29 protein-coding genes and 1 pseudogene are annotated in these 21,888 nt (G+C 57.5%); 18 read left to right on the top strand and 12 right to left on the bottom strand.

Annotated features, from left to right (window positions below):
* Positions 1-70: 70 nt before the first annotated feature.
* The 8 genes from PSH64_RS18550 to PSH64_RS18515 all read left to right on the top strand — a co-directional run bounded on the left by PSH64_RS18550 (position 71) and on the right by PSH64_RS18515 (position 7,679).
* On the top strand, positions 71-1,219 hold the full coding sequence (locus PSH64_RS18550; protein WP_305481183.1) for a muconate cycloisomerase family protein: 1,149 nt from the start codon (positions 71-73) through the stop codon (positions 1,217-1,219).
* A gap of 10 nt (positions 1,220-1,229) precedes the next feature.
* Positions 1,230-1,520, top strand: coding sequence for a muconolactone Delta-isomerase (gene catC, locus PSH64_RS18545; RefSeq protein WP_007936026.1), 291 nt, complete (start codon positions 1,230-1,232; stop codon positions 1,518-1,520).
* 51 nt (positions 1,521-1,571) lie between these two features.
* A complete protein-coding gene (gene catA, locus PSH64_RS18540; RefSeq protein WP_305478137.1) occupies positions 1,572-2,501 on the top strand; it encodes a catechol 1,2-dioxygenase in 930 nt (309 codons plus the stop codon).
* A gap of 120 nt (positions 2,502-2,621) precedes the next feature.
* Positions 2,622-3,581 carry an AraC family transcriptional regulator gene (locus tag PSH64_RS18535; protein ID WP_105341413.1) on the top strand — a complete coding sequence of 320 codons (960 nt, stop codon included), beginning with the start codon at positions 2,622-2,624 and terminating at the stop codon, positions 3,579-3,581.
* 245 nt (positions 3,582-3,826) lie between these two features.
* On the top strand, positions 3,827-5,191 hold the full coding sequence (gene benA, locus PSH64_RS18530; protein WP_305478135.1) for a benzoate 1,2-dioxygenase large subunit: 1,365 nt from the start codon (positions 3,827-3,829) through the stop codon (positions 5,189-5,191).
* Positions 5,188-5,676, top strand: a complete 489-nt coding sequence (gene benB / locus PSH64_RS18525) for a benzoate 1,2-dioxygenase small subunit (RefSeq protein WP_305478133.1) — start codon at positions 5,188-5,190, stop codon at positions 5,674-5,676. The genes benA and benB overlap by 4 nt, the downstream gene beginning before the upstream one ends.
* A 10-nt stretch (positions 5,677-5,686) precedes the next feature.
* Positions 5,687-6,700 (top strand): benzoate 1,2-dioxygenase electron transfer component BenC, encoded by a 1,014-nt coding sequence (gene benC, locus PSH64_RS18520; RefSeq protein WP_305478131.1) that lies wholly within the window; start codon positions 5,687-5,689, stop codon positions 6,698-6,700.
* 205 nt (positions 6,701-6,905) lie between these two features.
* Positions 6,906-7,679 carry a 1,6-dihydroxycyclohexa-2,4-diene-1-carboxylate dehydrogenase gene (locus PSH64_RS18515; protein ID WP_305478129.1) on the top strand — a complete coding sequence of 258 codons (774 nt, stop codon included), beginning with the start codon at positions 6,906-6,908 and terminating at the stop codon, positions 7,677-7,679.
* Positions 7,680-7,709: 30 nt separating this feature from the next.
* On the opposite strand, the gene PSH64_RS18510 is transcribed toward PSH64_RS18515, so the two are convergent.
* The gene (locus PSH64_RS18510; RefSeq protein WP_305478126.1) at positions 7,710-8,072 is read right to left on the bottom strand and encodes an NUDIX hydrolase; all 363 of its coding nucleotides are present in this window, start codon (positions 8,070-8,072) and stop codon (positions 7,710-7,712) included.
* Between the two features lie 221 nt (positions 8,073-8,293).
* Between PSH64_RS18510 and PSH64_RS18505 the strand changes: the two genes are divergently transcribed.
* The gene (locus tag PSH64_RS18505; protein ID WP_105341402.1) at positions 8,294-8,497 is read left to right on the top strand and encodes a DUF2188 domain-containing protein; all 204 of its coding nucleotides are present in this window, start codon (positions 8,294-8,296) and stop codon (positions 8,495-8,497) included.
* An 80-nt stretch (positions 8,498-8,577) separates the two neighbouring features.
* Here PSH64_RS18505 and osmE read toward each other — a convergent pair whose 3' ends face one another.
* Positions 8,578-8,937 carry an osmotically-inducible lipoprotein OsmE gene (gene osmE / locus PSH64_RS18500; RefSeq protein ID WP_105341400.1) on the bottom strand — a complete coding sequence of 120 codons (360 nt, stop codon included), beginning with the start codon at positions 8,935-8,937 and terminating at the stop codon, positions 8,578-8,580.
* 11 nt (positions 8,938-8,948) lie between these two features.
* Entirely contained in the window at positions 8,949-9,188 is a 240-nt protein-coding gene (locus PSH64_RS18495; protein WP_019582784.1) for a hypothetical protein, read from the bottom strand.
* Positions 9,189-9,279: 91 nt separating this feature from the next.
* On the opposite strand from PSH64_RS18495, the gene PSH64_RS18490 reads away from it, so the two are divergent.
* The 3 genes from PSH64_RS18490 to PSH64_RS18480 all read left to right on the top strand — a co-directional run bounded on the left by PSH64_RS18490 (position 9,280) and on the right by PSH64_RS18480 (position 11,278).
* Positions 9,280-10,506: an RtcB family protein gene (locus PSH64_RS18490; protein ID WP_305478123.1), complete on the top strand. Its 1,227-nt coding sequence runs from the start codon at positions 9,280-9,282 to the stop codon at positions 10,504-10,506.
* 99 nt (positions 10,507-10,605) lie between these two features.
* The gene (locus PSH64_RS18485) at positions 10,606-10,842 is read left to right on the top strand and encodes a hypothetical protein (RefSeq protein WP_105341395.1); all 237 of its coding nucleotides are present in this window, start codon (positions 10,606-10,608) and stop codon (positions 10,840-10,842) included.
* A 100-nt stretch (positions 10,843-10,942) separates the two neighbouring features.
* Positions 10,943-11,278 (top strand): hypothetical protein, encoded by a 336-nt coding sequence (locus PSH64_RS18480; protein WP_105341393.1) that lies wholly within the window; start codon positions 10,943-10,945, stop codon positions 11,276-11,278.
* A 282-nt stretch (positions 11,279-11,560) separates the two neighbouring features.
* Here the strand turns inward: PSH64_RS18480 and PSH64_RS18475 are convergent, their stop codons facing one another.
* On the bottom strand, positions 11,561-11,755 hold the full coding sequence (locus PSH64_RS18475) for a hypothetical protein (protein ID WP_105341390.1): 195 nt from the start codon (positions 11,753-11,755) through the stop codon (positions 11,561-11,563).
* Positions 11,756-11,932: 177 nt separating this feature from the next.
* On the opposite strand from PSH64_RS18475, the gene PSH64_RS18470 reads away from it, so the two are divergent.
* The 3 genes from PSH64_RS18470 (at position 11,933) to PSH64_RS18460 (ending at position 13,056) form a co-directional block, all read left to right on the top strand.
* Positions 11,933-12,127 carry a hypothetical protein gene (locus tag PSH64_RS18470; protein WP_105341388.1) on the top strand — a complete coding sequence of 65 codons (195 nt, stop codon included), beginning with the start codon at positions 11,933-11,935 and terminating at the stop codon, positions 12,125-12,127.
* Positions 12,128-12,437: 310 nt separating this feature from the next.
* Complete coding sequence (locus tag PSH64_RS18465; RefSeq protein ID WP_305478119.1) at positions 12,438-12,569, top strand: hypothetical protein; 132 nt, start codon at positions 12,438-12,440, stop codon at positions 12,567-12,569.
* Between the two features lie 232 nt (positions 12,570-12,801).
* Positions 12,802-13,056: a hypothetical protein gene (locus tag PSH64_RS18460; protein WP_105341383.1), complete on the top strand. Its 255-nt coding sequence runs from the start codon at positions 12,802-12,804 to the stop codon at positions 13,054-13,056.
* Between the two features lie 191 nt (positions 13,057-13,247).
* Here the strand turns inward: PSH64_RS18460 and PSH64_RS18455 are convergent, their stop codons facing one another.
* From PSH64_RS18455 to PSH64_RS18425, 7 genes are all read right to left on the bottom strand, one after another.
* Positions 13,248-13,661 (bottom strand): CBS domain-containing protein, encoded by a 414-nt coding sequence (locus PSH64_RS18455; RefSeq protein ID WP_105341381.1) that lies wholly within the window; start codon positions 13,659-13,661, stop codon positions 13,248-13,250.
* A gap of 203 nt (positions 13,662-13,864) precedes the next feature.
* Positions 13,865-14,035, bottom strand: a complete 171-nt coding sequence (locus tag PSH64_RS18450) for a hypothetical protein (protein WP_181150650.1) — start codon at positions 14,033-14,035, stop codon at positions 13,865-13,867.
* Positions 14,036-14,276: 241 nt separating this feature from the next.
* A complete protein-coding gene (locus tag PSH64_RS18445; RefSeq protein ID WP_105341572.1) occupies positions 14,277-14,951 on the bottom strand; it encodes a polysaccharide lyase family 7 protein in 675 nt (224 codons plus the stop codon).
* 315 nt (positions 14,952-15,266) lie between these two features.
* Complete coding sequence (locus PSH64_RS18440; protein ID WP_305481182.1) at positions 15,267-16,058, bottom strand: S24 family peptidase; 792 nt, start codon at positions 16,056-16,058, stop codon at positions 15,267-15,269.
* A 173-nt stretch (positions 16,059-16,231) separates the two neighbouring features.
* On the bottom strand, positions 16,232-16,972 hold the full coding sequence (locus tag PSH64_RS18435) for a Mut7-C RNAse domain-containing protein (RefSeq protein ID WP_305478115.1): 741 nt from the start codon (positions 16,970-16,972) through the stop codon (positions 16,232-16,234).
* 52 nt (positions 16,973-17,024) lie between these two features.
* A complete protein-coding gene (locus PSH64_RS18430) occupies positions 17,025-17,423 on the bottom strand; it encodes a hypothetical protein (RefSeq protein ID WP_105341570.1) in 399 nt (132 codons plus the stop codon).
* Positions 17,424-17,616: 193 nt separating this feature from the next.
* Positions 17,617-17,880 carry a hypothetical protein gene (locus tag PSH64_RS18425; RefSeq protein ID WP_305478112.1) on the bottom strand — a complete coding sequence of 88 codons (264 nt, stop codon included), beginning with the start codon at positions 17,878-17,880 and terminating at the stop codon, positions 17,617-17,619.
* Between the two features lie 285 nt (positions 17,881-18,165).
* Between PSH64_RS18425 and PSH64_RS18420 the strand changes: the two are divergent.
* The 3 genes and pseudogenes from PSH64_RS18420 to PSH64_RS18410 form a co-directional block, all read left to right on the top strand.
* Positions 18,166-18,741: pseudogene (locus PSH64_RS18420) on the top strand (aldo/keto reductase); the annotation flags it as partial.
* A 68-nt stretch (positions 18,742-18,809) separates the two neighbouring features.
* Positions 18,810-19,436, top strand: a complete 627-nt coding sequence (locus PSH64_RS18415) for a TetR/AcrR family transcriptional regulator (RefSeq protein WP_305478110.1) — start codon at positions 18,810-18,812, stop codon at positions 19,434-19,436.
* A gap of 201 nt (positions 19,437-19,637) precedes the next feature.
* Positions 19,638-20,909 (top strand): OmpP1/FadL family transporter, encoded by a 1,272-nt coding sequence (locus PSH64_RS18410; protein WP_305478109.1) that lies wholly within the window; start codon positions 19,638-19,640, stop codon positions 20,907-20,909.
* A 111-nt stretch (positions 20,910-21,020) separates the two neighbouring features.
* Here the strand turns inward: PSH64_RS18410 and PSH64_RS18405 are convergent, their stop codons facing one another.
* Positions 21,021-21,806: an SDR family oxidoreductase gene (locus PSH64_RS18405; protein ID WP_105341368.1), complete on the bottom strand. Its 786-nt coding sequence runs from the start codon at positions 21,804-21,806 to the stop codon at positions 21,021-21,023.
* Between the last annotated feature and the right edge of the window lie 82 nt (positions 21,807-21,888).

Below are 21,888 nucleotides of genomic sequence, written 5' to 3'. Positions count from 1 at the left end.
TATATTGGCCGCCCGGAAAAAGCCGTACGAGAATCCGTTTCAGAACTTCAAGAACCTGACGGGTATCGACATGCGTGCAACTGCCATTGAATCGATCGAGACGATCATCGTCGATCTGCCGACCATTCGTCCGCACAAGCTGGCGATGCACACCATGCAGAACCAGACCCTGGTGATCATTCGGGTGCGCTGCGCCGATGGCATTGAGGGCATCGGTGAATCGACCACCATTGGCGGTCTGGCCTACGGCAACGAAAGCCCGGACAGCATCAAGACCAACATCGACAAACACTTCGCGCCACTGCTGCTTGGCCAGGACAGCGGCAATGTGAATGCCGCGATGTTGCGCCTGGAGCGCAGCATTCGTGGCAACACCTTCGCCAAATCGGGTATCGAAAGCGCCTTGCTCGACGCTCAGGGCAAGCGCCTCGGCCTGCCGGTCAGTGAGCTGCTGGGCGGCCGGGTTCGCGACGCCTTGCCGGTGGCCTGGACCCTGGCCAGCGGCGACACCGCCAAGGACATCGCCGAAGCGGAACAAATGCTCGACCTGCGCCGCCACCGGATCTTCAAGCTGAAAATCGGCGCCGGCGAGGTCAACCGCGACCTGGCCCACGTGATTGCGATCAAAAAGGCCTTGGGCGATCGCGCCAGCGTGCGGGTCGATGTCAATCAGGCCTGGGACGAAGCAGTCGCTCTGCGGGCCTGCCGGATCCTCGGCACCAACGGCATCGACCTTATCGAACAACCGATCTCGCGCAACAATCGCGCCGGCATGGTGCGCCTGAATGCCATGAGCCCGGCGCCGATCATGGCCGATGAGTCCATCGAATGCGTGGAAGATGCCTTCAACCTGGCACGGGAGGGCGCCGCTTCGGTATTCGCCCTGAAAATTGCCAAGAACGGCGGCCCTCGCGCCGTGCTGCGAACCGCCGCGATTGCCGAGGCGGCCGGTATCGGCCTGTACGGCGGCACCATGCTCGAAGGCGGAATTGGCACGCTGGCCTCGGCCCATGCCTTTGTCACGCTGAATACCTTGAGCTGGGATACCGAATTGTTCGGCCCGTTGCTGCTGACCGAAGACATCCTCAGCGAGCCCTTGGTCTACCGCGATTTCCAACTGCACGTCCCGTCAACACCGGGGCTGGGTCTGGGCCTGGATGAAGAGCGCCTGGCGTTTTTCCGCCGGGATAAGACATCCACTGCCGTTCATCAAGCCTGAGGAGGGCAACATGCTGTTTCACGTAAAAATGACCGTGAATTTACCGGTCGACATGAACCCGGAGCGCGCCGCACAGCTCAAGGCCGACGAGAAAGCCCTGGCCCAACGCCTGCAAGAGCAAGGCAAGTGGCGTCATCTGTGGCGCATTGCCGGGCTCTACGCCAATTACAGCGTGTTCGACGTCGACAGCGTTCAGGAACTGCACGACTTGCTGATGCAATTGCCGCTGTACCCGTACATGGCCATCGAGGTCAACGCGCTGTGCCGGCATCCTTCTTCCATCCGCGAGGACGACCGCTGAACCCCGCCTGTTCAGTTCGCTAAGCTAATAATTACAAGATGAGGAACCACCATGAACGTCAAGATTTCCCACACTGCCAGTGTCCAGAAGTTTCTCGAAGAGGCCAGCGGCCTGCTCAACGACGCCGGTGATCCACGGGTCAAAGCGCTGGTCTACCGCATCCTGCGGGATTCGGTGAACATCATCGAAGACCTGGCCGTGACCCCGGAGGAATTCTGGAAAGCGGTCAACTACCTCAACGTGCTGGGCGCGCGGCGGGAGGCCGGTCTGTTGGTAGCCGGGCTGGGTCTTGAGCATTACCTCGACCTGCTGATGGATGCCGAAGACGAGCAGGCCGGCAAATCCGGCGGCACCCCGCGGACCATCGAAGGGCCGCTGTATGTGGCGGGTGCGCCGCTGTCGCAAGGCGAAGCGCGTCTCGATGACGGCGTCGATCCGGGTGTGACTCTGTTCATGCAGGGCCGGGTGTTCAACACCGCCGGCGAACCGCTGGCCGGGGCGGTGGTGGATGTCTGGCACGCCAACACCGGCGGCACCTATTCGTACTTCGACACCACCCAGTCCGAGTTCAACCTGCGTCGCCGGATCGTCACCGATGCCGAGGGCCGTTATCGCTTCCGTAGCATCGTGCCGTCGGGCTACGGCTGCCCGCCGGATGGTCCGACCCAGCAACTGCTCGATCAACTGGGCCGTCATGGCCAGCGGCCGGCGCACATTCACTTCTTCATTTCGGCACCGGATCATCGTCACCTGACCACCCAGATCAACCTCGACGGCGATCAGTACCTGCATGACGATTTCGCCTACGCCACCCGTGACGAACTGATCGCCAAGATCACCTTCAGCGACGATCCGCAGCGTGCGGCGGCCCATGGCGTGAGCGGTCGTTTTGCCGAAATCGATTTCGACTTCACCCTGCAGTCGTCCGCCCAGCCTGAGGAGCAGCAACGCCACGAACGGGTCCGCGCACTCGAGGACTGACACCTCTCGAGCAGCCGAACCGGGCCACGAGATAACCGACCGTTTATCTCGTGGCCTTCTGTGTTTCAGCCGGGGCTCTAGAATGGCGACGCCACCGATAACAACAATGAGAGTGATCCGATGATGCAAGCGCAATGGTTGAGTCATCGCAGCAGAGTCTTCGACCATGCCGACCCGTACGCGGTCTCCGGCTACGTCAATCAGCACGTCGGCAACCATTGCCTGCAGATGCCCAGGGCCGGCCGGCCGCTGGCCAGCCTCGATCATCGCAAGTTTGCCAGCCTTGATCTGTGCCGCATCAGTTATGGCGCCAGCGTGCGGGTGACCTCTGGCGCGCTGGACAGCATCTATCACTTGCAAGTGTTGCTGCGTGGCAACTGCCTGTGGCGTGGCCACGGTCAGGAACACTACTTTGCACCCGGGGAGTTGCTGCTGATCAACCCGGACGATCCGGTGGATCTGACCTATTCCAGTGATTGCGAAAAATTCATCCTGAAAGTCCCCACCCGGCTGTTGGCGTCGGTGTGCGAGGAGCAACGCTGGCGGTATCCGGGGCAGGGCGTGCGGTTTCTGGAAAACCGTTATCAGCTCAATGAACTGGAAGGTTTCGTCAGCCTGCTGGCGATGATTTGCCAGGAAGCCGAGGCCGCCGAGCCGATTCCTCGCGTGCAGGAGCACTATGCGCAAATCGTGGTCAGCAAGATGCTCGGCCTGATGAAAACCAACGTCATGCGCACCGATCCCGGCTCAGCCTCGGCCACGTTCGAGGCGTTGGTCGATTACATCGCCCGCAACCTCAAGCAAGACATCGACAGTGAAGAACTGGCGCGCCAGGCGCGGATGAGCCTGCGTTCGCTGTATGGCTTGTTCGAACGCAACGCGGGGGACACGCCGAAAAACTACATCCGGCAGAAGAAGCTCGAACGCATTCACGCCAACCTGAGCGACCCGACCTGCAACGTGCGCAACGTCACGGAAGTGGCCATGGATTATGGCTTCCTGCACTTGGGCCGGTTCTCCGACAGCTACCGCAAACAGTTCGGCGAATTGCCTTCCGACACCCTCAAGCGCCGTCACTGAAACACAGACTTTTGATCGTTCCCACGCTCCCGCGTGGGAACGCCTCAACGGACGCTCCGCGTCCGCTTTTGGGACGCAGAGCGTCCCGGGCTGCATTCCCACGCAGAGCGTGGGAACGATCAAGTCATCAACCACCGACCGCCCTTTGCACAAAACGGATACAGGTCTGCACCCGGCGGATAGTCCGCCCCATCCCCACGTCCTAGCATGGCCCTGCCTGAATAAAAACAATGGAGGCGGCGGCCATGTCCCTGCGACCCGAATACCTTCACTCCCTGCTTGAAGAAGACCCTGAACAGGGTATCTATCGCTGCAAGCGCGAGATGTTCACTGACCCGCGGCTGTTCGACCTCGAGATGCAACACATCTTCGAAGGCAACTGGCTGTACCTGGCGCACGAAAGCCAGATCCCCAACAACAACGATTTCTACACCACCACCATGGGGCGCCAGTCGATCTTCATCGCGCGCAACAAGGACGGTGAGTTGAACGCCTTTATCAATGCGTGCAGCCACCGCGGGGCGATGCTCTGCCGGCACAAGACCGGCAACAAGAGTTCGTACACCTGCCCGTTCCACGGCTGGACCTTCAACAACTCCGGCAAGCTGCTCAAGGTCAAGGACCCGGCGGCGGCCGGCTACCCGGCGAGCTTCAATTGCGAAGGCTCCCACGACCTGACCAAAGTCGCGCGTTTCGAGTCCTATCGCGGCTTCCTGTTCGGCAGCCTCAAGGCCGATGTGGTGCCGTTGGTGGAGCACCTGGGCGAGTCGGCGAAGATCATCGACATGATCGTCGACCAGTCCGCCGATGGCCTGGAAGTGCTGCGTGGTTCCTCCAGTTACATCTACGAAGGCAACTGGAAACTCACCGCCGAAAACGGTGCCGACGGCTATCACGTCAGCTCCGTGCACTGGAACTACGCCGCCACCCAGAACCAGCGCAAACAGCGCGAAGCCGGCGAAGACATCCGCACCATGAGCGCCGGCACCTGGGCCAAGCAGGGCGGTGGTTTCTATTCCTTCGACAAGGGCCACATGCTGCTCTGGACCCGTTGGTCCAACCCCGAGGACCGTCCACTGTACGAGCGTCGCGACGAGTTGGCCCGGGACTTCGGCCAGGCCCGCGCCGACTGGATGATCGAGAACTCGCGCAATCTGTGCCTGTACCCGAACGTGTACCTGATGGACCAGTTCAGCTCGCAGATTCGCATCGCCCGGCCGATCTCGGTCAACCGTACCGAAATCACCATTTACTGCATCGCCCCCAAAGGTGAAAGCGACCACGCCCGTTCGAGCCGCATTCGGCAGTACGAGGACTTTTTCAACGTCAGTGGCATGGCCACTCCAGACGATCTGGAAGAGTTTCGCTCCTGCCAGACCGGTTACCAGGGCAGCGTCACCACCTGGAACGACATGTCCCGTGGTGCCGAACACTGGATTGAAGGCGCCGATGACACAGCCAGGGAAATCGACCTGCACCCGTTGCTCAGCGGGGTGCGTACCGAAGACGAAGGCCTGTTCGTGCTGCAACACAGATATTGGCAGCAGACCATGCTCAAGGCCCTGGCCGCCGAACAGTCCGACCTGATTGCAGTGGAGGCCGTGCAATGACCATCACCTATGACGCGGTGCGCGACTTTCTCTACCGCGAAGCGCGCTACCTCGACGACAAGCAATGGGACGACTGGCTGGAGTTGTACGCGCCGGACGCAACTTTCTGGATGCCGTCCTGGGACGACAACGACGAGCTGACCATCGATCCGCAGCGGGAAATCTCGCTGATCTGGTACGGCAGCCGCACGGGCCTGGAAGATCGCATCTTCCGTATCAAGACCGAGCGTTCCAGCGCCAGCGTGCCGGACACCCGCACCTCGCACAACCTCAGCAACATCGAGCTGATCGAACAGGCTGACGGCTTGTGCAAGGTGCGTTTCAACTGGCACACCCTGAGCTTTCGCTACAAGACCGTCGACAGCTATTTCGGCAGCAGTTTCTACACCCTGGATGTGCGCGGCGAGAACCCGCTGATCTTGGCCAAGAAAGTGATCCTGAAGAACGACTACGTTCGCCAGGTCATCGATGTTTACCACCTCTGAGGCGGCCGTCATGACTCATTCCATTGCGTTCAATTTCGAAGATGGCGTCACCCGGTTCATCGACGCCAGCGCCGGCGAAACCGTGGCCGATGCCGCGTACCGCCAGGGCATCAATATTCCTCTGGACTGCCGCGACGGCGCCTGCGGCACCTGCAAGTGTTTCGCCGAAGCCGGGCGCTACGACTTGGGCGAGGACTACATCGAAGACGCCCTCAGCGCTGACGAAGCGCAGCAGGGTTTTGTCCTGACTTGCCAGATGCGTGCGCAGAGCGATTGCGTGGTGCGGGTGCCGGTTTCATCGGATGTCTGCCGTACTCGTCAGGCCAGTTACGACGCGACCATCAGCGCCGTGCGTCAGCTGTCCGACAGCACCATCGCTCTGTCGATCAAGGGCGAAGCCCTGAGCAAACTGGCGTTTTTGCCGGGGCAGTATGTGAACCTCGGGGTTCCGGGCAGCGAGCAGACCCGCGCGTATTCATTCAGCTCGTTGCAGCGTGACGGCGAAGTCAGTTTCCTGATTCGCAACGTGCCCGGCGGCTTGATGAGCAGTTTCCTGACCGGCATGGCCAAGGCCGGTGACAGCATGAGCCTGGCCGGACCGTTGGGCAGCTTCTATCTGCGCGATATCCGCCGGCCGCTGTTGCTGCTGGCCGGTGGCACCGGTCTGGCGCCGTTTACCGCGATGCTGGAAAAAATCGCCGAGCAGGGCAGCGAGCATCCGCTGCATTTGATCTACGGCGTGACCAACGATTTCGACCTGGTGGAAATGGATCGACTGGAAGCCTTTGCCGCACGAATCCCGAACTTCAGCTTCAGCGCCTGCGTGGCCAACTCCGACAGCCGGCATCCGCTCAAGGGCTACGTGACCCAGCACATCGAGCCACGGCATTTGAACGATGGCGACGTCGATGTCTACCTGTGCGGCCCGCCGCCGATGGTCGAAGCGGTCAGCCAGTTCATTCGCGAAAAAGGCATCGCACCTGCGAACTTCTACTACGAGAAATTTGCCGCCAGCGCGGCTTGATTCGTGCGGTTGCGCGAGTGCGGCCTTACACCGATACCGTCCTCGGCAACGATTCAATGTGGGAGCGGGCTTGCTCGCGAAGAGGGCGGAGAATCCAACAGAGATATCGGCTGTGAGACCGCTTTCGCGAGCAAGCCCGCTCCCACAGGACAGTGTTTCATCCGGTACGTCTTGACTGACCGGCATCCTTCGTCACGAGGTACACATGAACAGATTCCACGAAAAAATCGCGCTGATTACCGGTGCCGCCCAAGGCATCGGCCAGCGTGTGGCTGAACGCATGGCCGCCGAAGGTGCGCGGTTGATTCTGGTCGACCGCTCCGATCTAGTGTTCGAGCGGCAGAAAGAACTGGGGCGGGACAGCCAGGTACTCGCCCTGACCGCCGACCTTGAACAATACAGCGAATGCAGCCGCGTGATGCGCACCGCCGTCGAGCGCTTCGGGCGCCTTGATGTGTTGGTCAACAATGTCGGCGGCACGATCTGGGCCAAGCCTTTCGAGCGCTATGAAGAGTCGCAGATCGAAGCTGAAGTGCGTCGTTCGTTGTTTCCGACACTGTGGTGTTGCCATGCCGCGCTGCCATTCATGCTTGAACAAGGCAGCGGCGCCATCGTCAACGTTTCATCCATCGCCACCCGCAGCGTCAATCGCGTGCCGTACGGTGCGGCGAAGGGCGGGGTCAATGCGCTGACCGCGTGCCTGGCGTTCGAAACCGCCGGCCGTGGGGTGCGGGTCAATGCGACGGCCCCCGGTGGCACCGAAGCACCGCCGCGGCTGATCCCGCGCAACACCGCCGAACAAAGCGCTCAGGAAAAGCTGTGGTATCAGCAGATCGTCGCCCAGACCCTCGATAGCAGCTTGATGAAGCGCTACGGCACGCTGGATGAACAGGCAAGCGCTATTCTGTTTCTGGCCAGCGACGAAGCCTCCTACATCACCGGCATGGTCATGCCGGTCGGTGGTGGCGATCTGGGCTGACCTTTCAGGGAGGGCGTCGGCTGCGATGAGCTACAAGCGACGCTGAAACGCTTTGATGATTCTGAGCGTGGCGTCGCTTGTGTTCAGGTTCTGGACGGCGTCCAGCGGATACCAGATGCAGTCGAAGATTTCATTCTGTGGCCGCGCCTCAGCCACGTTTACGACCGATGCCTCGTAGACATGGTGCCGGGTGCTGATCGTTTCCAGCTCCATCAGGTACAGCAGGCCGTCGACCCCAAGCCCGGTTTCTTCATAGAGCTCTCTTGTGGCTGCGCCCGCGATGGTTTCGCCAGGCTCGATTTTCCCGCCCGGCAGGGTCCAGCGTCCCCTGGGTTTGCGCACCAGGAGAATGTGCCGATCCTGCTCGCAAATGATGGTTGCGCGTATTTTCATCGATTACCTGATTGCCGGTTGTCATAAAACAGTCATAAAAATGCAATATTCAGACCGCAATCCGCAGATGTGTCTGCTTCAAGGGTTAGAGTCGGCAGGATGGTTGAAAGTGCGATGGGATGCCGGAATCCTGACGCGACGTCTGGTCGGCACTTCAGCGGAGGTCGGGTGTAAGGTAATGAAGTGGATCCTGGACTATCCCTGCCGAAATGGAGGTGACTATGAGCGTTCCAATGCTGAACAAAATGCACATGAACGGCTATGACGTACTCAGCGTGAACAGCGGACCCTGGCGGGTGTGCACCAAAGGTGACCGGCTTGGGTCCTTTGGCAGCCGAGAGGAAGCACTGGCCTATGCGGCTGCGCTTCCAGCCTACAGAGCCCGGTCGGGCAGATCGTCGCGTAGCCACAAATCAGACAAATAGTGCGCCTAAAGCCCCGGTTCGCCGGGGCTTGTACCCGCCTGTAGTAGCAGCTGCCGAGCCCGCGAGGCTGCTGCTACAGGTCAGTAACCGCCGCCCATCCCGCCCGTGGACGGGGAATACTCTCTGGCTTTTCGTTGGACACGACTCCACTCGGCGCAGGTCATGAAGGCTTTATGGTCGACCTGGTCCCTGCCATCAAAACTGACGCTATACGGCTGTTGATGGCCGGCCTGGGTCAGCTTGTAATCAAAGCAAGTGCCTGGCTCCACCGTGCGATTGGTGATCGATAGCGGCTTGCCGCCAATCTGCTCGACCTGGTCCTTGGTCATGCCGGCTTCGACCTTGGCGACCAGCGGTTGGTCCCGGTAGATATGCGATTCGGTGTTACAGCCACTTGTCGCCGCCAGCACGGCGATCAGCGCGCATAGAGGCTTGTTCATGGCCGCGCTCTCTAGTGAGCTTTCGTTCGAGTGATGGTTTTTGCTTTCACCTCTTCAGCATAGCCCGCCAGCCGCTCTTCATCGCCCTGGAACAAGGAGCACAGCCTGAGCGTCGCCTCGGCGTCCACATCATTGCCGGCCAGGCGCAATTGCTCCGCGATGCGCAAAAGTTCTACCGCCGACCACCTCAGATCCGACGCCACGCCTTGCAGGTCGCGCCGAAGTTGCTGTTCATATTCGTTAAGCCACATGATGACCTCCTGCAATTCCCCGCTACGAAATAGTAATCCCATTTACCTCGATGGAGCGTTATGTTCGTCTGATCCAAAGAGAGTCGAAATCATGCAACAACCTGCCTACCAACTGCTGGAAGTCGCCCACGGCAAGCCGATCAAACTCTGGACCGAAGGCGTGCCGGTTGAAAGCGAAGCCCGGCAGCAACTGATCAATACCGCGAAGATGCCGTTCATCTTCAAGCACCTGGCGGTGATGCCGGACGTGCACCTGGGCAAAGGCTCCACCATCGGCAGCGTGATCCCTACCGTGGGTGCGATCATTCCGGCGGCCGTGGGGGTGGACATCGGCTGTGGCATGATCGCCGCGCGCACCTCGCTGACCGCCGCCGACTTGCCGGACAACCTGCACGGTCTGCGCACTGCCATTGAAAAGGCCGTGCCCCATGGCCGTACGTTGAGCCGTGGCCGGCGCGACGAAGGCGCCTGGGAGCGCGTCCCGCAGCAGGCCGATCAGGCCTGGGCGGCGCTGAACCCACGGTTCAAGGCGATCATCGACAAGTACCCGAAACTCGCCAGCACCAACAACCGCCATCATCTGGGCACCCTTGGTACCGGTAACCACTTCATCGAGGTCTGCCTGGACGAGGCCAATCGCGTGTGGTTCATGCTGCACAGCGGTTCTCGCGGCGTGGGCAATGCCATCGGTACGCTGTTCATTCAATTGGCCCAGGCTGACATGCGCCAGCACATCGCCAATCTGCCGGACCGCGACCTGGCCTACTTCCAGGAAGGCAGCCGGCACTTCGATGACTACGTCGAAGCGGTGGGCTGGGCTCAGGACTTCGCCCGGCAGAACCGTGCCTTGATGATGCAAGCGGTGATTAACGCGGCACGAAACATCATCCGCAAACCTTTCGAGGTGGCGCTGGAGGCCGTGAACTGTCACCACAATTACGTGCAGAAAGAACGGCACTTCGGCGCAGACATCCTGGTCACCCGCAAGGGCGCGGTGTCGGCGAAGAAGGGCGAACTGGGGATCATTCCCGGCTCCATGGGAGCCAAAAGCTTCATCGTACGCGGCCTCGGCAACGAGCAATCGTTCTGCTCCTGCAGCCATGGTGCCGGTCGCACCATGAGCCGTACCAAAGCCAAAAATACCTTCACTGTCGCCGACCAGATCCGTGCCACTGCACATGTCGAATGCCGCAAGGACGCGGCGGTCATCGATGAGATCCCGATGGCCTACAAGGACATCGACAAAGTCATGTACGCCCAACGTGATCTGGTGGAAGTGCTGCACACTTTGCGACAGGTGGTGTGTGTGAAGGGGTAGGGACGGGTGGTGTTCCGCTGGTCGGGAAAATCAACGCGAATGGACAGCTCTGCTGTCGTATGGAGGTAGTGATCTATTCGCTGGGGCGAGGTATCTCAAATGACGGCTACCGATGATTTCAGACACCATGCGCATGAACTGATCGCGGACCTGGATGCGGCCACCACGGAAATGATGAAACTGATTTCGGCCCATCAGCTCAGTGGCCCGGAATGGGAGCGAGTCACGAAGTGGCAGCATGAAGCGTATGAGCGCTGGATGAAGTACCTGAACGCAAGCTCATATTCCGATTCCGGCTCGGGGGCCGACCCGGGGCAGGGCGAAGCGCCTCTATAGAGGCTCCTTGATAGAAGCCCTTTTATAAAGACATCGCCCGCGCTGGATGTCTGTGCAACGACAGGCTACATTTCCGGTTTTTTCAGGATAGGCAATCATCATGCGGATATTGATGGCGGGAGTAGCGGTGGCTGCGTTGGCGGGCTGTTCATTGCCCGCATCCCTGGTGCCCGGTGAGCCCAATGTCAGCAAATACAGCGATAAGGCGCCCAAGGAATATGCCGGGTGTGTATTGCCGTTGTGGCGTCAGGAGATTGCGGGAACAACGCAAACCGCGATTTCCAATGGCTACCGGATTACAGCACCGAGCGTCATCACGGCTGACGAAATTCTGGACGTCGTGAAATCGAAGGATGGCAGCCGGGTATCGCTTTACCAAGGGCCGCCATGGGCCAAGTCAGGGGCGCTGCGCAAGGCTGTCCGGGATTGTTTGTAACGGTCGACTCAGTAGATGACTTAAAAATAGTGTGGATATTTAATGGGTTACGAGATTTAGTAACTGGATAGTGAGTTAAAATATCTTGTTACAGATCAATTGATTGGGTAATATTACCCCGCGTTCACCACCACGGTTTATGCATTTTTAAAGCCCAGGCGTCCATCAGCTGCCTGGGCTTTTTTTTGTCTGGCATTTGGCGATTGTTCATAAGCACGCTGCCAGCAGAATGCTGGCAGCGTCGATGAAGGGGGGGTGAACAAAAGCACTTGATGCTTGTGGTTACCCGGACGGATCAGCCTTGCGTCGATCCATGCCGGAAGGGTTTCCGGTGTTTATAAGCCTTCTCTCCACCAGGACATTTCGCAGGGCCTGGCGTGCCGAAGGGTCTAGCTGATGTTCTCTCTCCTTGAGTTCAAGCAAGATGGGGCTGGACCAGCCACGATAGGTTTGCTCGGTAATGCGAGTAGGCGTCATCTATCTCTCCCTTGTGAGTCGCCCGACGACACAGTGGGCGAAGTCCTGTGCGATAAAATCCTAGTCGAGGAAACGGTTTGTCGCCAGCGATTGGCAGTGCCGACTGTCCTGCGCGACGAAGGCTGTTGGTGATTCAGGCGTAAACTGACAAGGCTACCTCATCAAAAGGAGCCGCATATGATCGCCGACCAAACGAATAGACAGGTGTCGGAGCAGAGCACTGTTTGGGACCAATATTTCTGTGCTGCGCTGATTGCCGAAAGCCATCTGACGGCACCGGTGGTAGGAGAAGCCACCCACGAAGACAGGCAAAACCTGCTGATCCAAAGGGCCAAGGCGCTCGCCGACAAAATGCTGGAAAACAGAAGATAAACGGAGCCCGGCCATGGTGCCGGGCTCTTTTCTGTCGGCGCTGGCGGCGGGTCTGGCTGATATGGTTTTTGTGGGCGCCGAGTGACTTGTTCGTGGATCGTCTACAGTTGGTCATTCATGGATACGGAGATCGAACATGAAGTGCTTAATCTGTCACGCTGTCTCTAACACTGTTCATGTGGCTGAAGATTGGTCGGAGGTCGCATGCTCGGCCGGATGTGGACGCTTCAGGGTCTCGGCGAACCTTATTAAAAAAATGAAGGGCAGAAACGAGTCCTTTGACATCGAGCGCACAAGACAATGGCTCAAGATGTCCCGCAATGACGAGCCCGTGCCGTTGATATCCCGCTATGACTACAACGTTTCCTTGTTGCATCGCGACACCGAGGAGAAGTCGGTCATCGCGCCGAATCGCTCCAGGCAGCCGCTGACTTCGGATTAGAATCCGTCAGTTCTGGCTGCAACACCGTTTCCCCCCTACAGGAGCAGCCTTCGGCAGCTCCTTCAGGGTCTCACGCAGGTATTGCTCTATCTATCGACAACAAACAAGCAACCTCCATGGATAGCCCCTGTCGATATCAACATGTCCCCGCCATTCGTCATCGCACCTACCCAGGTTGTCTGCATTTATGGCGGGCTGAAAGCGGCTATAGCTGAATGAGCAGGAGGTGGCTATGAACTGTCCGCTGTGTGGCAATACCAATGCACTGGAAGATCTTTCGTTCGGAGGCGGCTTGCGTATTTATTGTGAGCCGTGCGGTGGTTTCTATCGGATTTCAACAACCCTGAAGGCCTTGGCCGACGGAAAAACCTATGACACCGAGCGCACTCGAGCCCGACTGAAAAAGAAGCGTGAAACCGACAAGTTGGAAGATCAGGAGCCGGCGCTAGGCGCGGAGGACAAAGACTTGCTCGTCGAGCCCAATTGATGCGTCGCGCAATAAGGATGCGGCCCAGCGAACGACGTACTGGGTGTGGGAAGGTTATCTTGGCGCTTGCGGTGGATGTGTGCTGAAGGACTCGCCTGATCCTGAAGCCGGGTTTCGAACGGAATTCCAGGCCAGGCGAGCGTGCCAGATCCATGAGAGCTTTAATCCTGATAAACGCTTAAACGGCCCGGTTAATGAGCCTGTGCCACTCCGCGCAAAACAGTAGCGGCGGCGGATTGAGATCGAGTACTGGCAATGTTTCCCAGCGACACGACACCCACCAGACGCTTTTCCCGGTTAAGTACGGGCAGACGACGCAGGTGTACATCCGCCATATTTTTGGCCACCTGTTCGATGTCGTCATCCTCAAAGCAATAGCGGATACCGCCACTCATTATTTTGCTGATAGGGGTTTTGCCGGTGAGCCCTTCGGCTACGGCTCTGATCGCTATATCCCGGTCCGTGATCATGCCCACCAGCCGATCCTGCTCCTCAACCATAATGGCGCCGCTATCGATCCTGGCCATCATGCTTGCGGCCTCCTGGATCGTCTGGCTTGGTTTGGCTGTTAAAACCTCCTTCGTCATAACTTGCGAAATCTTCATGAGAGAGACTCCTTTGGAAGTGATGCTTCAGTGATTGATGGCTGCCAATTTTTTCGACTTGGAGGAGGAAGGACAGGTTCAGATTGTTTTACCTCCATTCGTCATGGGGGCGGGTGAATGCCTGCAACCGCAAGTTGCCCGCAGGCGATAAAAAGCCCGGACGGTGCCGGGCTCCTCGATAGAGACATTCAACACGCAGTGTATCAGTCGCAGACTCGTTTGCTTTCATCGTATGAACGACTGCGGGATTGATCATGCATGCCCTTTTGGCGGTATTGCCGGTGGGTATGAACACCATGAGCGATCACAATTAAAGCGATCGATGCCATGACGATGTAAAGCGTAATCAGACCAGCACCTTCGTGTGCGAACATGGTGGGTTACTCCTGTATTCACTATGTCGGAAACCTGAGGGTAGACATTTAGGGCTGCGCCTGCATGAATATATGTTCATCTTGCGAGGCTTGAATTGCGCCGGCGTTCGTTCGGATCGGGGTGTGATCTGCGCGAGGTCGTCACCTCTGGCTTTGCCTGCGCCGGTTTCTGCCCGGCGTGTTCAGTGGCTGGTCTGATTGCATGTCAGGTGCCTTGCTTTGCTGCAGATCACACAAAATCTCAAACGTGAGTGATGGAAAGGTCGCTGATGATGCACACCGAACCGTCTTCCGGGTCGGTGGTGTCGGAGTAATCGATCTGGTTATACACGCCGCCGTGGAAGGCGAGTATTTGCGTATCCCAGGTGTTGTCGAGATACATGATTGCGGAGGTCGATTTGACGCCGTTACAGCTCGCCGAGACGGATACGGCGCCGTTCGAATTGGCGTGAATGTTGATTTTGAAAAGTGCACCCAGTGGCACGTTTTCCAGAACCGTCGTATTCACCGGGTCTTCCTGGAGATAGCTCGATCGAAACCCCATGGTGATTCGGCCTTTGTTCCAGAACACTTTTACCGGTGGCCGCTCTGAACCCTGGACATGAATCTGGCTGATCACGACCTTCTGCAGCGAGTTGACCTTCGTGACTCGCATTTCTTGTCGGTTCCAGTGATCGGCAGCGCTGGCGAACAGCCAATAACCTGGCTCTTTCCACTCGCAGCGCGTCCGATGGGTGCTCTTGCTCGAAGCGCCGAGTGTCGGTGCTGTCATTTGCAGCGAGCCATCCGCGAGCATCGAAATAACTTCCGGGCATTCAAGCAGTGCCCGCCAGCCGATGAGTTCAAGCGCGATCGGGTTGGTGTCGGAGGTGGGAAGCGGTGTAGCAATTGTGTAGTTGCTGATATCTACGGTCATGGTCATTTCCCTATTTCATTTGATGTCACCTTTTGCTCAGTTGAGCCTTGCGTTTTGATGCAGGCCTACATCCCACTGCCCACTCAGTGAATGGGCAGAAGTGATGCTGGAGGCCAGTGGCAGTTGTCTTGGTCTGGAAATAAAAGTAGCAGTGATGTTATTTAAAGTAAACAGCACTGCTAATAATAATTGCTGGAGGCGTAAAAAAAGCCCGCGCTTGGCGGGCTTCCGGGTGAGTCGAGCATCAAGCCGGCAGGTCGCGCGGCTCTGGCTTGTTGAACCTGGCGATCGCCTTCAGGAACTCCCGGGAATCAATCAACGGGCAAACATTCCCCACCAGAACACATGGCCCAGGATCGCGATCTGCTGCTCCTGGATCTGCGCAAAGGTGTAGTCCTCATCCGGATGCTCATCACGGTTGAAGCTGCGCAGGCGAATGCCGGTGGGCAGGCGGTAAACCTGCTTCACACGTAGCTGACCGTTGTGGTTGATCGCGTACATGTCTCCGTCAATGATATCGCCCAGAGAGCTCTTGCCCACGTTGATGCCCACGGTGGCGCCATCGCGCAGCACTGGCAGCATGCTGTTGCCGCTGACCACCACGCACTTCGCGTTGCTGAACTGTACGTTGTTGTGGCGCAGGTCCTTCTTGAAAAAGCGCAACCGGGCGTTGTCGCTTTCCTCAATCACGAAGCGACCTGATCCGGCCGCCAGCTCGACTTCGCGCAGGAAGGGGACATAGACCTCATCGTCATCCAGGGGCGTGTTGTCATCCCAAGGTTGGATGTCCGACATCGATACGCTTGGCTGGATGCGTTCAGCAGGCTGGACGATCGCAACGGTAGAGATCAGGCGTGGACTCACTTCGCTGGCATTGAAGTCCAGGGCTTTTGCCAGCTTCAAGAGTGCTTCGACGTTCAGTGGAACCTTTGCGGTAGCGTACTGACTGAATGCACTTTGGCCAGACCATCCGCAAGCCTCGGCGACATCCGCTTGAGTGAGGCTTCGTCCAGCCGCTTTAGCAGCAGACTTGCGCTGGTCGTAAATGGCCTTGAGTCTGGCACTTTCGGCGACTTCTTCGGGGGTAAGGGGGCGGCGTGTTTTCATGCCGGCAAGAGTATTAGCAGAACTGTTATTCTTGCAAGTAGCTCTGCTAGTCATTTGCCGCTGATAAAAAGCAGCTTTGCTACTATCCATGGGCTCAAACCGACCAGGTTCGCCTGCGCGATCGCTTTCTGTGAGCTCCTTCATGAATCGCGCCGCTCTAAAGTCCCCTACGGCTATCGGTCCAGCAGAGGAGCCAGCAGTGCACACATGCCACGCCAGTGCGAACCCTCCCAGTAAATCCGTTGGCAGGCGTCGCAGCGCAGGAAGTGTGAATAGAGAGCGCCAACCCGTGGCGGCACCTGAGGCCGGGCCAGTTCCGGGCTGATCTCGTGCAATGGCAGGTTGCAATGAAGGCACAGGCTGAATGGCCGCGCGCTACGCGCCAGGTCGAGGCGCTCGTACAATTCGCGCAGCTGCAGCGACGGCTTCAGGGCGTGCACGTAACAGCCGTGGCTGATGATCCGTCGCTTGAGCAGTTCGCGGTCGCGGGTTAGCACGATGCGTCCTTGGTGCGCAGCGATCTCGGCGATCTCGCCGTCCTCGAAGCTATTGTCGTAGAGGGTGTCGAAGCCGCTCATGCGCAGCAGGCTGGCCAGCCCGCCAAGGTGCGCATCAGCGATGAAGCGCAGCACCCGTAAAGGTTGTGCACGAACCTTCAGCAACGGGCTGATGTCCAGCGCTTCGAACTTGGGATACACCGCCAGCCGGTCACCGTCGAAGATCACCCGCTCGAAGCCCACCGACTCGCCGTTGAGCAGCACCAGTTCGACCTCGGTGTGCGGTATCCCGAGCGCTTCGATCATGTGCTTGACCGTCGCCCCTCGCGCGCACTCGCAGGTGAAGGACTGCCGCCGCCGGTCGGCCGGCAGGAAATCGTTGAGCTCCTCGTAGAAGCGGAAGGTTGCACGAGTCATGTTGAACAGTATGGCAGGGCTACGGGATGAGTCCGGATATCTTCTGCCTGCACTAGCGACGATAGTAGCGGTGATCGTCCTCGTAGCGGTGCCGCATGGGCCGATCCTCGTGGCGTTCCCAATAACGATGGCGTTCAGCTTCTCGACGGGCTTGCTCTCTACGCCACTGATCTCTACGCCATTCGTCTCGGCGCCAATCGTCTCTACGATCGTGCCAACGGCCGTCATGCCAGTATCGGTCGTCATGGGCCAGCAACGGCCCTGGCTGCTTGCCGGCCATACTGGCCAAGGTTGGCCAAGGGTTGCCGGCGGCCTGGACAGGAGCTTGAACAGCTGTGACTTCAGTCGCGAAAACAGAGGTTGAGGTCTTCATCTGTGTTGCTGATGCCGAGCCCACTGCCGCGAACGCAAACAGGCCGAAGAGCACCATCCGTGGGTCATGGAATTTCATGAGCGAAGACAACCTCTGATTGACAATTGGACGTGTGGCCATCTGGTTGCCGGAAGTCTTCGGGTTCGTGCTTACCGGGCAGATGTGCCTATCCACATAGACCGATAAATAGAGAAAAGTTCTAGGCGGCCGCTGTTAAGTAGCCACCGATGGAAGATAAGTTGACCGCAATTGAGCAGAAGTCGGACGGAGGTCAATGAGCGGCCGAGGATCTAGGAACTGGAACGTGATCAAATTTGGAAATTTCTTTGATCCAGAAGCGACGATATTTAGTTTGGTCTGGCGGCAGCGGTTTGTGATTTGACCAGGGATGCTCAGTTTTCAAGCTGGCGCGGTAGACCTCCCACTCCTTCTCCTCGGCCACTTCCTTGGCCCTTTTCTCATCATCGAACCAGCCAAGTACATAAACTTCGCCCTGATCCATACCATGCTCGATCAGTAGATAGATATCTTTCATAAGCTTGAACCCGCTACTCCACGTTCTAAAATCCCCTAATGCCGGGGCATCGTTTTGACTATCGGCAGACATTTTCGATTATTGAGTCTTATCGTTCAAAGGGGAGATTAGCTTCTGCCCCTGATTGCGCACGTTGTCCACATGGTCAGGTTCTCCCGACCGTGCTTTCAGCGTAGACCAGCTACTACTGTTGATGAAGTCTACAAACGCTCTCAGCGGCGAGGGCAGGTCGAGGCTGATGGTTTCGCCGTTGCGTTCGTAGTCCCACAACGGCATCGCCCCGCTGTCGATGTGTTGGACGTAGTGAATTATCGTGCCTGGGGAACAATGCACGCCCCCGACGAGGCCTGCATTGAAGAAGGATTCAGCACGCTGGCCGAGCTGCAACGTCAAGGTTTGATTCGTCATCTTGGCCTGAGCAATGTGTCAGCCGCGCAGGTGAAGCAGGCACAAAAAATCGCGGTCCTCGCGTCGCCCAAACTTCTGGAAAAACGCCCCATCCGGGCAGTCGCGGACTTACTGGACTGCAATCTGATCCTGTCGGAGGCGACGCTGATCAAGTGGCCGCAGCTGTTTGCTCAACATGGCCTGTCGCGTCCCGAAAGACCCTAAACGCTTAGCTTTGACCGCTCCTACATGGCATTGGAGGCCGCCAGCCATGGGCTTGGATTTGCGTTGGAAAGCACACTGCTTGCGCAGGACTATCTGCGACGCGGCGCGTTAGTCGAGGTAGCGCCAGGGTTGAGTGCCCCAATCACCGCACACCACCTGGTTTTTCCGAGAGCGCATGCCGGCTTTCCTCGGGTGAGGAGATTTCTGGAATGGATGCAGAATGAGTTGGGGCATGACTTCAATTACTGACCCCTTGTGACAGTATTCATATAGAGTCACGAGTTGTCAGTCTACGATCCGGTAAGTAAGCTGCTCTCATGAATCAGCCATCAATATCTTCATCCTCGCCGAGCACTCGTGGCCCAGCCGAGCACGACATTCGAGACCAGATTGTCGCCGCTGCCAACGAGCACTTCAGTCAGTATGGCTACGGTAAAACCACGGTTTCCGACCTGGCAAAGGCCATCGGTTTTTCCAAGGCGTACATCTATAAATTTTTTGATTCCAAGCAGGCGATCGGCGAAGCCATTTGCTCAAACTGTTTGGGGCAAATCGTTGCAGCCGTCGAACAGGCTGTTAACGCAGAAGCTGTGTCACCGACCGAGCGTTTCCGCAGACTGGTAAAAACCGTGATTGCTACGGGTGTGAACCTGTTCTTCAATGATCGCAAGCTCTATGACATCGCGGCATTTTCCGCTTCGGAGCGCTGGCCCAGTGCCCAGGTTTATGAAGCACAGATCAAGCGCTTTATCTTTGACATCGTGCGTGAAGGGCGAGAGGTCGGAGAGTTCGAGCGCAAGACCCCGCTGGACGAGACCGTCGAAGCGATCCATCTGGCGCTGCGACCTTTCGTCAACCCATTGCTGCTGCAACACAATCTGGATTTTATTGAGGAGGCGCCCACGCTTACCACCAACCTCATCTTGCGTAGCCTCATGCCTTGACTCTTCGCTGATCAAAATATTCAGGTCATTTGAGTCAAGGCGACATCCCCCTCATCAGTTTCCTGTTTCCGGTAAACGAGCGCCGGGGAGGGCATTCAATTTTTGCTGAATGTGACCATTGACTGATATGGTCACATGGATAGTATGGGCCCCTGTAGTTCTCGATGTTCTATTTTCAGTGACGCCCATAGAGTCCAAACAATGAAGAAAATAATGCTCAAGAGCCCCGTTGGCCTGGCTGTCGTTCTTGCGTCCTCCAATGTGTTTGCCGGTGGTTTCGCACTCAACGAACAAAGCATCAGCGGGATGGGGTCCGGCTTTGCTGGTCGCTCCTCCTCTGCGGAAGATGCCAGCACAGTTTTCGGCAATCCGGCTGGCATGGCGCGACTTAAAAGAGAGCAGGTCAGCGTGGGGGCGGCGACGCTGTTCGCGAAGTCCGACATCAGCCAGACTCGCAGTACGTTTGGGGGAAAGGAAGACGGTGACATGGTGCCCACGACTACGGTGCCGATGGGATACTACGTCAAGCCTATCGATGACCATTGGGCATTCGGCATCGGATTTTATGTGCCTTTTGGCTTGATCACCGACTACGGCAGTGGTTTTGCCGGACGCTATTACGCCAATAAGAGCGAAGTCACGACACTTACTTTCCAACCCACCATCAGCTATGCCTTCAACGAAAAAGTTTCGATTGGATTTGGTCCGACCATCAACCGTATCAGCGGTGAGCTGTCCGGGATGGTGCCCAATCCACTAAGCCCTGGGCGTAATGACGGGAAGCTCAAAAGCACTGGCGACGACACTGCACTTGGCTTCAACGCAGGTGTTCTGGTCCAGGCGACAGACCAAACACGCTTGGGGCTGACCTATCACTCCAAGGTTAGCTATCACTTGGATGCCAAAACCAAGGTCACCGATGGCATCTTTAGCTTGCTTGGAGTCAGTGGCCGTAGCTATGACGCATCGTTGGACGTGGACACCCCCGAGTCGGTGGACTTTTCGGTGACTCATCAACTCAATAACGACTGGACCCTATATGTAGGAAGTACTTGGACGCGCTGGAGCCGCTTTAAAGAGTTGACGATTGAGAACAGCGGCTTACCGCCACTACTGAGCGGCCAATTGGGCACCATTACCGAAGAACAGAACTGGCATGATACGTGGGCTCACGCTATAGGTACGGCGTATCAACTAAACAACCAATGGGTACTTCGTGCTGGGTTTTCGGTTGATCAGTCGCCCACCAACAATACCAATCGGGGTCCCCGTATTCCTACGGGCGACCGAAAGGTAATCAGCTTTGGTGCCGGTTGGACTCCAGCGGAAAATGTCACGATCGACGTTGCTTATTCCTATCTTTGGGAGGAAAGCGTGCAGATCAATGAGACCTCGGCGAACAGAGGTGCATACAGTGCCAAATACAAGAACAGTGCCAGAGGCCTCGGTACTTCTGTTAGCTACCGTTTCTAGCTGAGCGCTTTTACATCACAAATGTTGGGTAGGGAGTACGTGTTGCCTCCCTACTCTTAAGGAAATAATTCAGGCCTTTCCTCTCAAAGCAAAGGCCTTTTTTTCTCCTCCTCAGACTCCCATAACTTGCGCCATGAGATTCTGATGAAAGCGACGTGGCGTGGCCCACGTCAAGACAGTGATGGCCTTGTTGCCAAAGCCTGGCACGACGCTCATGCGTCCAGCTTGCAGCGCACGGATTCCTGCCTGCACGACGGGCTGAGGCTGCATCATCACTCTTTTCAAGACCGGCGTGATCTTTTGCCTGGCGCTTTCTGCAAATCCGGTATCCGACATTCCTGGGCAAAGTGCGGTAACGACGATGCCGTCATTTTTCAGTTCGCGATGAAGCGCATCAGAGAAGCGAAGAACATAGGCTTTCGCGGCAGAGTAAACGGCGAAATTCTTCACGCCCTGGAAGGACAGCAAGCTTGCGACCATCAGGATGTGCCCACGTTTGCGGGCTCGCATGTCGGCCGCGAAAAGGCGTGTCAGGGCTGTCAGGCTGGCGATATCCAAATCAATCATGGTCAGGGACTCATCCAGAGGTTGATCCAGGAAAGGCCCCTGCAATCCATGGCCCGCATTGTTGATGAGCACATCGATCACTATATTGCGTTCGCTGAGTCGCTCATGCAGTTCGATGATCGCGGGGATCGAGGACAGGTCTACTTGTTCGACGATCACATCAACGCCGAAGCGTTCGCGCAACTGCGCCGATAGCGCTTCGAGCTTACTCAGCCTTCTTGCTACCAGAACGAGCGATTTTCCCTGCGCTGCATATTGCCGGGCAAACTCCTCGCCAAATCCGCTTGATGCGCCGGTGATGAGCACCCAGGAATTTTCGTTCGACTTCATTTCGCTGTACTCCAGTTGGTTTCTATTGAGCAATTGGTTGAGCGAAACCTGCTCTCGGATTGGGTCGTAGCTGAAAGAGGAG

The organism is Pseudomonas sp. FP1742 (assembly GCF_030687145.1).
Classification (GTDB): Bacteria; Pseudomonadota; Gammaproteobacteria; order Pseudomonadales; family Pseudomonadaceae; genus Aquipseudomonas; species Aquipseudomonas frederiksbergensis_D.
This window is presented reverse-complemented; position numbering and strand designations above follow the sequence as displayed.

Coding starts and splice junctions, on each gene's coding strand:
- PSH64_RS18550 (WP_305481183.1), top strand. CDS start 71: ATGCGTGCAACTGCCATTGAATCGATCGAGACGATCATCGTCGATCTG.
- catC (WP_007936026.1), top strand. CDS start 1,230: ATGCTGTTTCACGTAAAAATGACCGTGAATTTACCGGTCGACATGAAC.
- catA (WP_305478137.1), top strand. CDS start 1,572: ATGAACGTCAAGATTTCCCACACTGCCAGTGTCCAGAAGTTTCTCGAA.
- PSH64_RS18535 (WP_105341413.1), top strand. CDS start 2,622: ATGATGCAAGCGCAATGGTTGAGTCATCGCAGCAGAGTCTTCGACCAT.
- benA (WP_305478135.1), top strand. CDS start 3,827: ATGTCCCTGCGACCCGAATACCTTCACTCCCTGCTTGAAGAAGACCCT.
- benB (WP_305478133.1), top strand. CDS start 5,188: ATGACCATCACCTATGACGCGGTGCGCGACTTTCTCTACCGCGAAGCG.
- benC (WP_305478131.1), top strand. CDS start 5,687: ATGACTCATTCCATTGCGTTCAATTTCGAAGATGGCGTCACCCGGTTC.
- PSH64_RS18515 (WP_305478129.1), top strand. CDS start 6,906: ATGAACAGATTCCACGAAAAAATCGCGCTGATTACCGGTGCCGCCCAA.
- PSH64_RS18510 (WP_305478126.1), bottom strand. CDS start 8,072: ATGAAAATACGCGCAACCATCATTTGCGAGCAGGATCGGCACATTCTC.
- PSH64_RS18505 (WP_105341402.1), top strand. CDS start 8,294: ATGAGCGTTCCAATGCTGAACAAAATGCACATGAACGGCTATGACGTA.
- osmE (WP_105341400.1), bottom strand. CDS start 8,937: ATGAACAAGCCTCTATGCGCGCTGATCGCCGTGCTGGCGGCGACAAGT.
- PSH64_RS18495 (WP_019582784.1), bottom strand. CDS start 9,188: ATGTGGCTTAACGAATATGAACAGCAACTTCGGCGCGACCTGCAAGGC.
- PSH64_RS18490 (WP_305478123.1), top strand. CDS start 9,280: ATGCAACAACCTGCCTACCAACTGCTGGAAGTCGCCCACGGCAAGCCG.
- PSH64_RS18485 (WP_105341395.1), top strand. CDS start 10,606: ATGACGGCTACCGATGATTTCAGACACCATGCGCATGAACTGATCGCG.
- PSH64_RS18480 (WP_105341393.1), top strand. CDS start 10,943: ATGCGGATATTGATGGCGGGAGTAGCGGTGGCTGCGTTGGCGGGCTGT.
- PSH64_RS18475 (WP_105341390.1), bottom strand. CDS start 11,755: ATGACGCCTACTCGCATTACCGAGCAAACCTATCGTGGCTGGTCCAGC.
- PSH64_RS18470 (WP_105341388.1), top strand. CDS start 11,933: ATGATCGCCGACCAAACGAATAGACAGGTGTCGGAGCAGAGCACTGTT.
- PSH64_RS18465 (WP_305478119.1), top strand. CDS start 12,438: ATGTCCCGCAATGACGAGCCCGTGCCGTTGATATCCCGCTATGACTAC.
- PSH64_RS18460 (WP_105341383.1), top strand. CDS start 12,802: ATGAACTGTCCGCTGTGTGGCAATACCAATGCACTGGAAGATCTTTCG.
- PSH64_RS18455 (WP_105341381.1), bottom strand. CDS start 13,661: ATGAAGATTTCGCAAGTTATGACGAAGGAGGTTTTAACAGCCAAACCA.
- PSH64_RS18450 (WP_181150650.1), bottom strand. CDS start 14,035: ATGTTCGCACACGAAGGTGCTGGTCTGATTACGCTTTACATCGTCATG.
- PSH64_RS18445 (WP_105341572.1), bottom strand. CDS start 14,951: ATGACCGTAGATATCAGCAACTACACAATTGCTACACCGCTTCCCACC.
- PSH64_RS18440 (WP_305481182.1), bottom strand. CDS start 16,058: ATGAAAACACGCCGCCCCCTTACCCCCGAAGAAGTCGCCGAAAGTGCC.
- PSH64_RS18435 (WP_305478115.1), bottom strand. CDS start 16,972: ATGACTCGTGCAACCTTCCGCTTCTACGAGGAGCTCAACGATTTCCTG.
- PSH64_RS18430 (WP_105341570.1), bottom strand. CDS start 17,423: ATGAAATTCCATGACCCACGGATGGTGCTCTTCGGCCTGTTTGCGTTC.
- PSH64_RS18425 (WP_305478112.1), bottom strand. CDS start 17,880: ATGAAAGATATCTATCTACTGATCGAGCATGGTATGGATCAGGGCGAA.
- PSH64_RS18415 (WP_305478110.1), top strand. CDS start 18,810: ATGAATCAGCCATCAATATCTTCATCCTCGCCGAGCACTCGTGGCCCA.
- PSH64_RS18410 (WP_305478109.1), top strand. CDS start 19,638: ATGAAGAAAATAATGCTCAAGAGCCCCGTTGGCCTGGCTGTCGTTCTT.
- PSH64_RS18405 (WP_105341368.1), bottom strand. CDS start 21,806: ATGAAGTCGAACGAAAATTCCTGGGTGCTCATCACCGGCGCATCAAGC.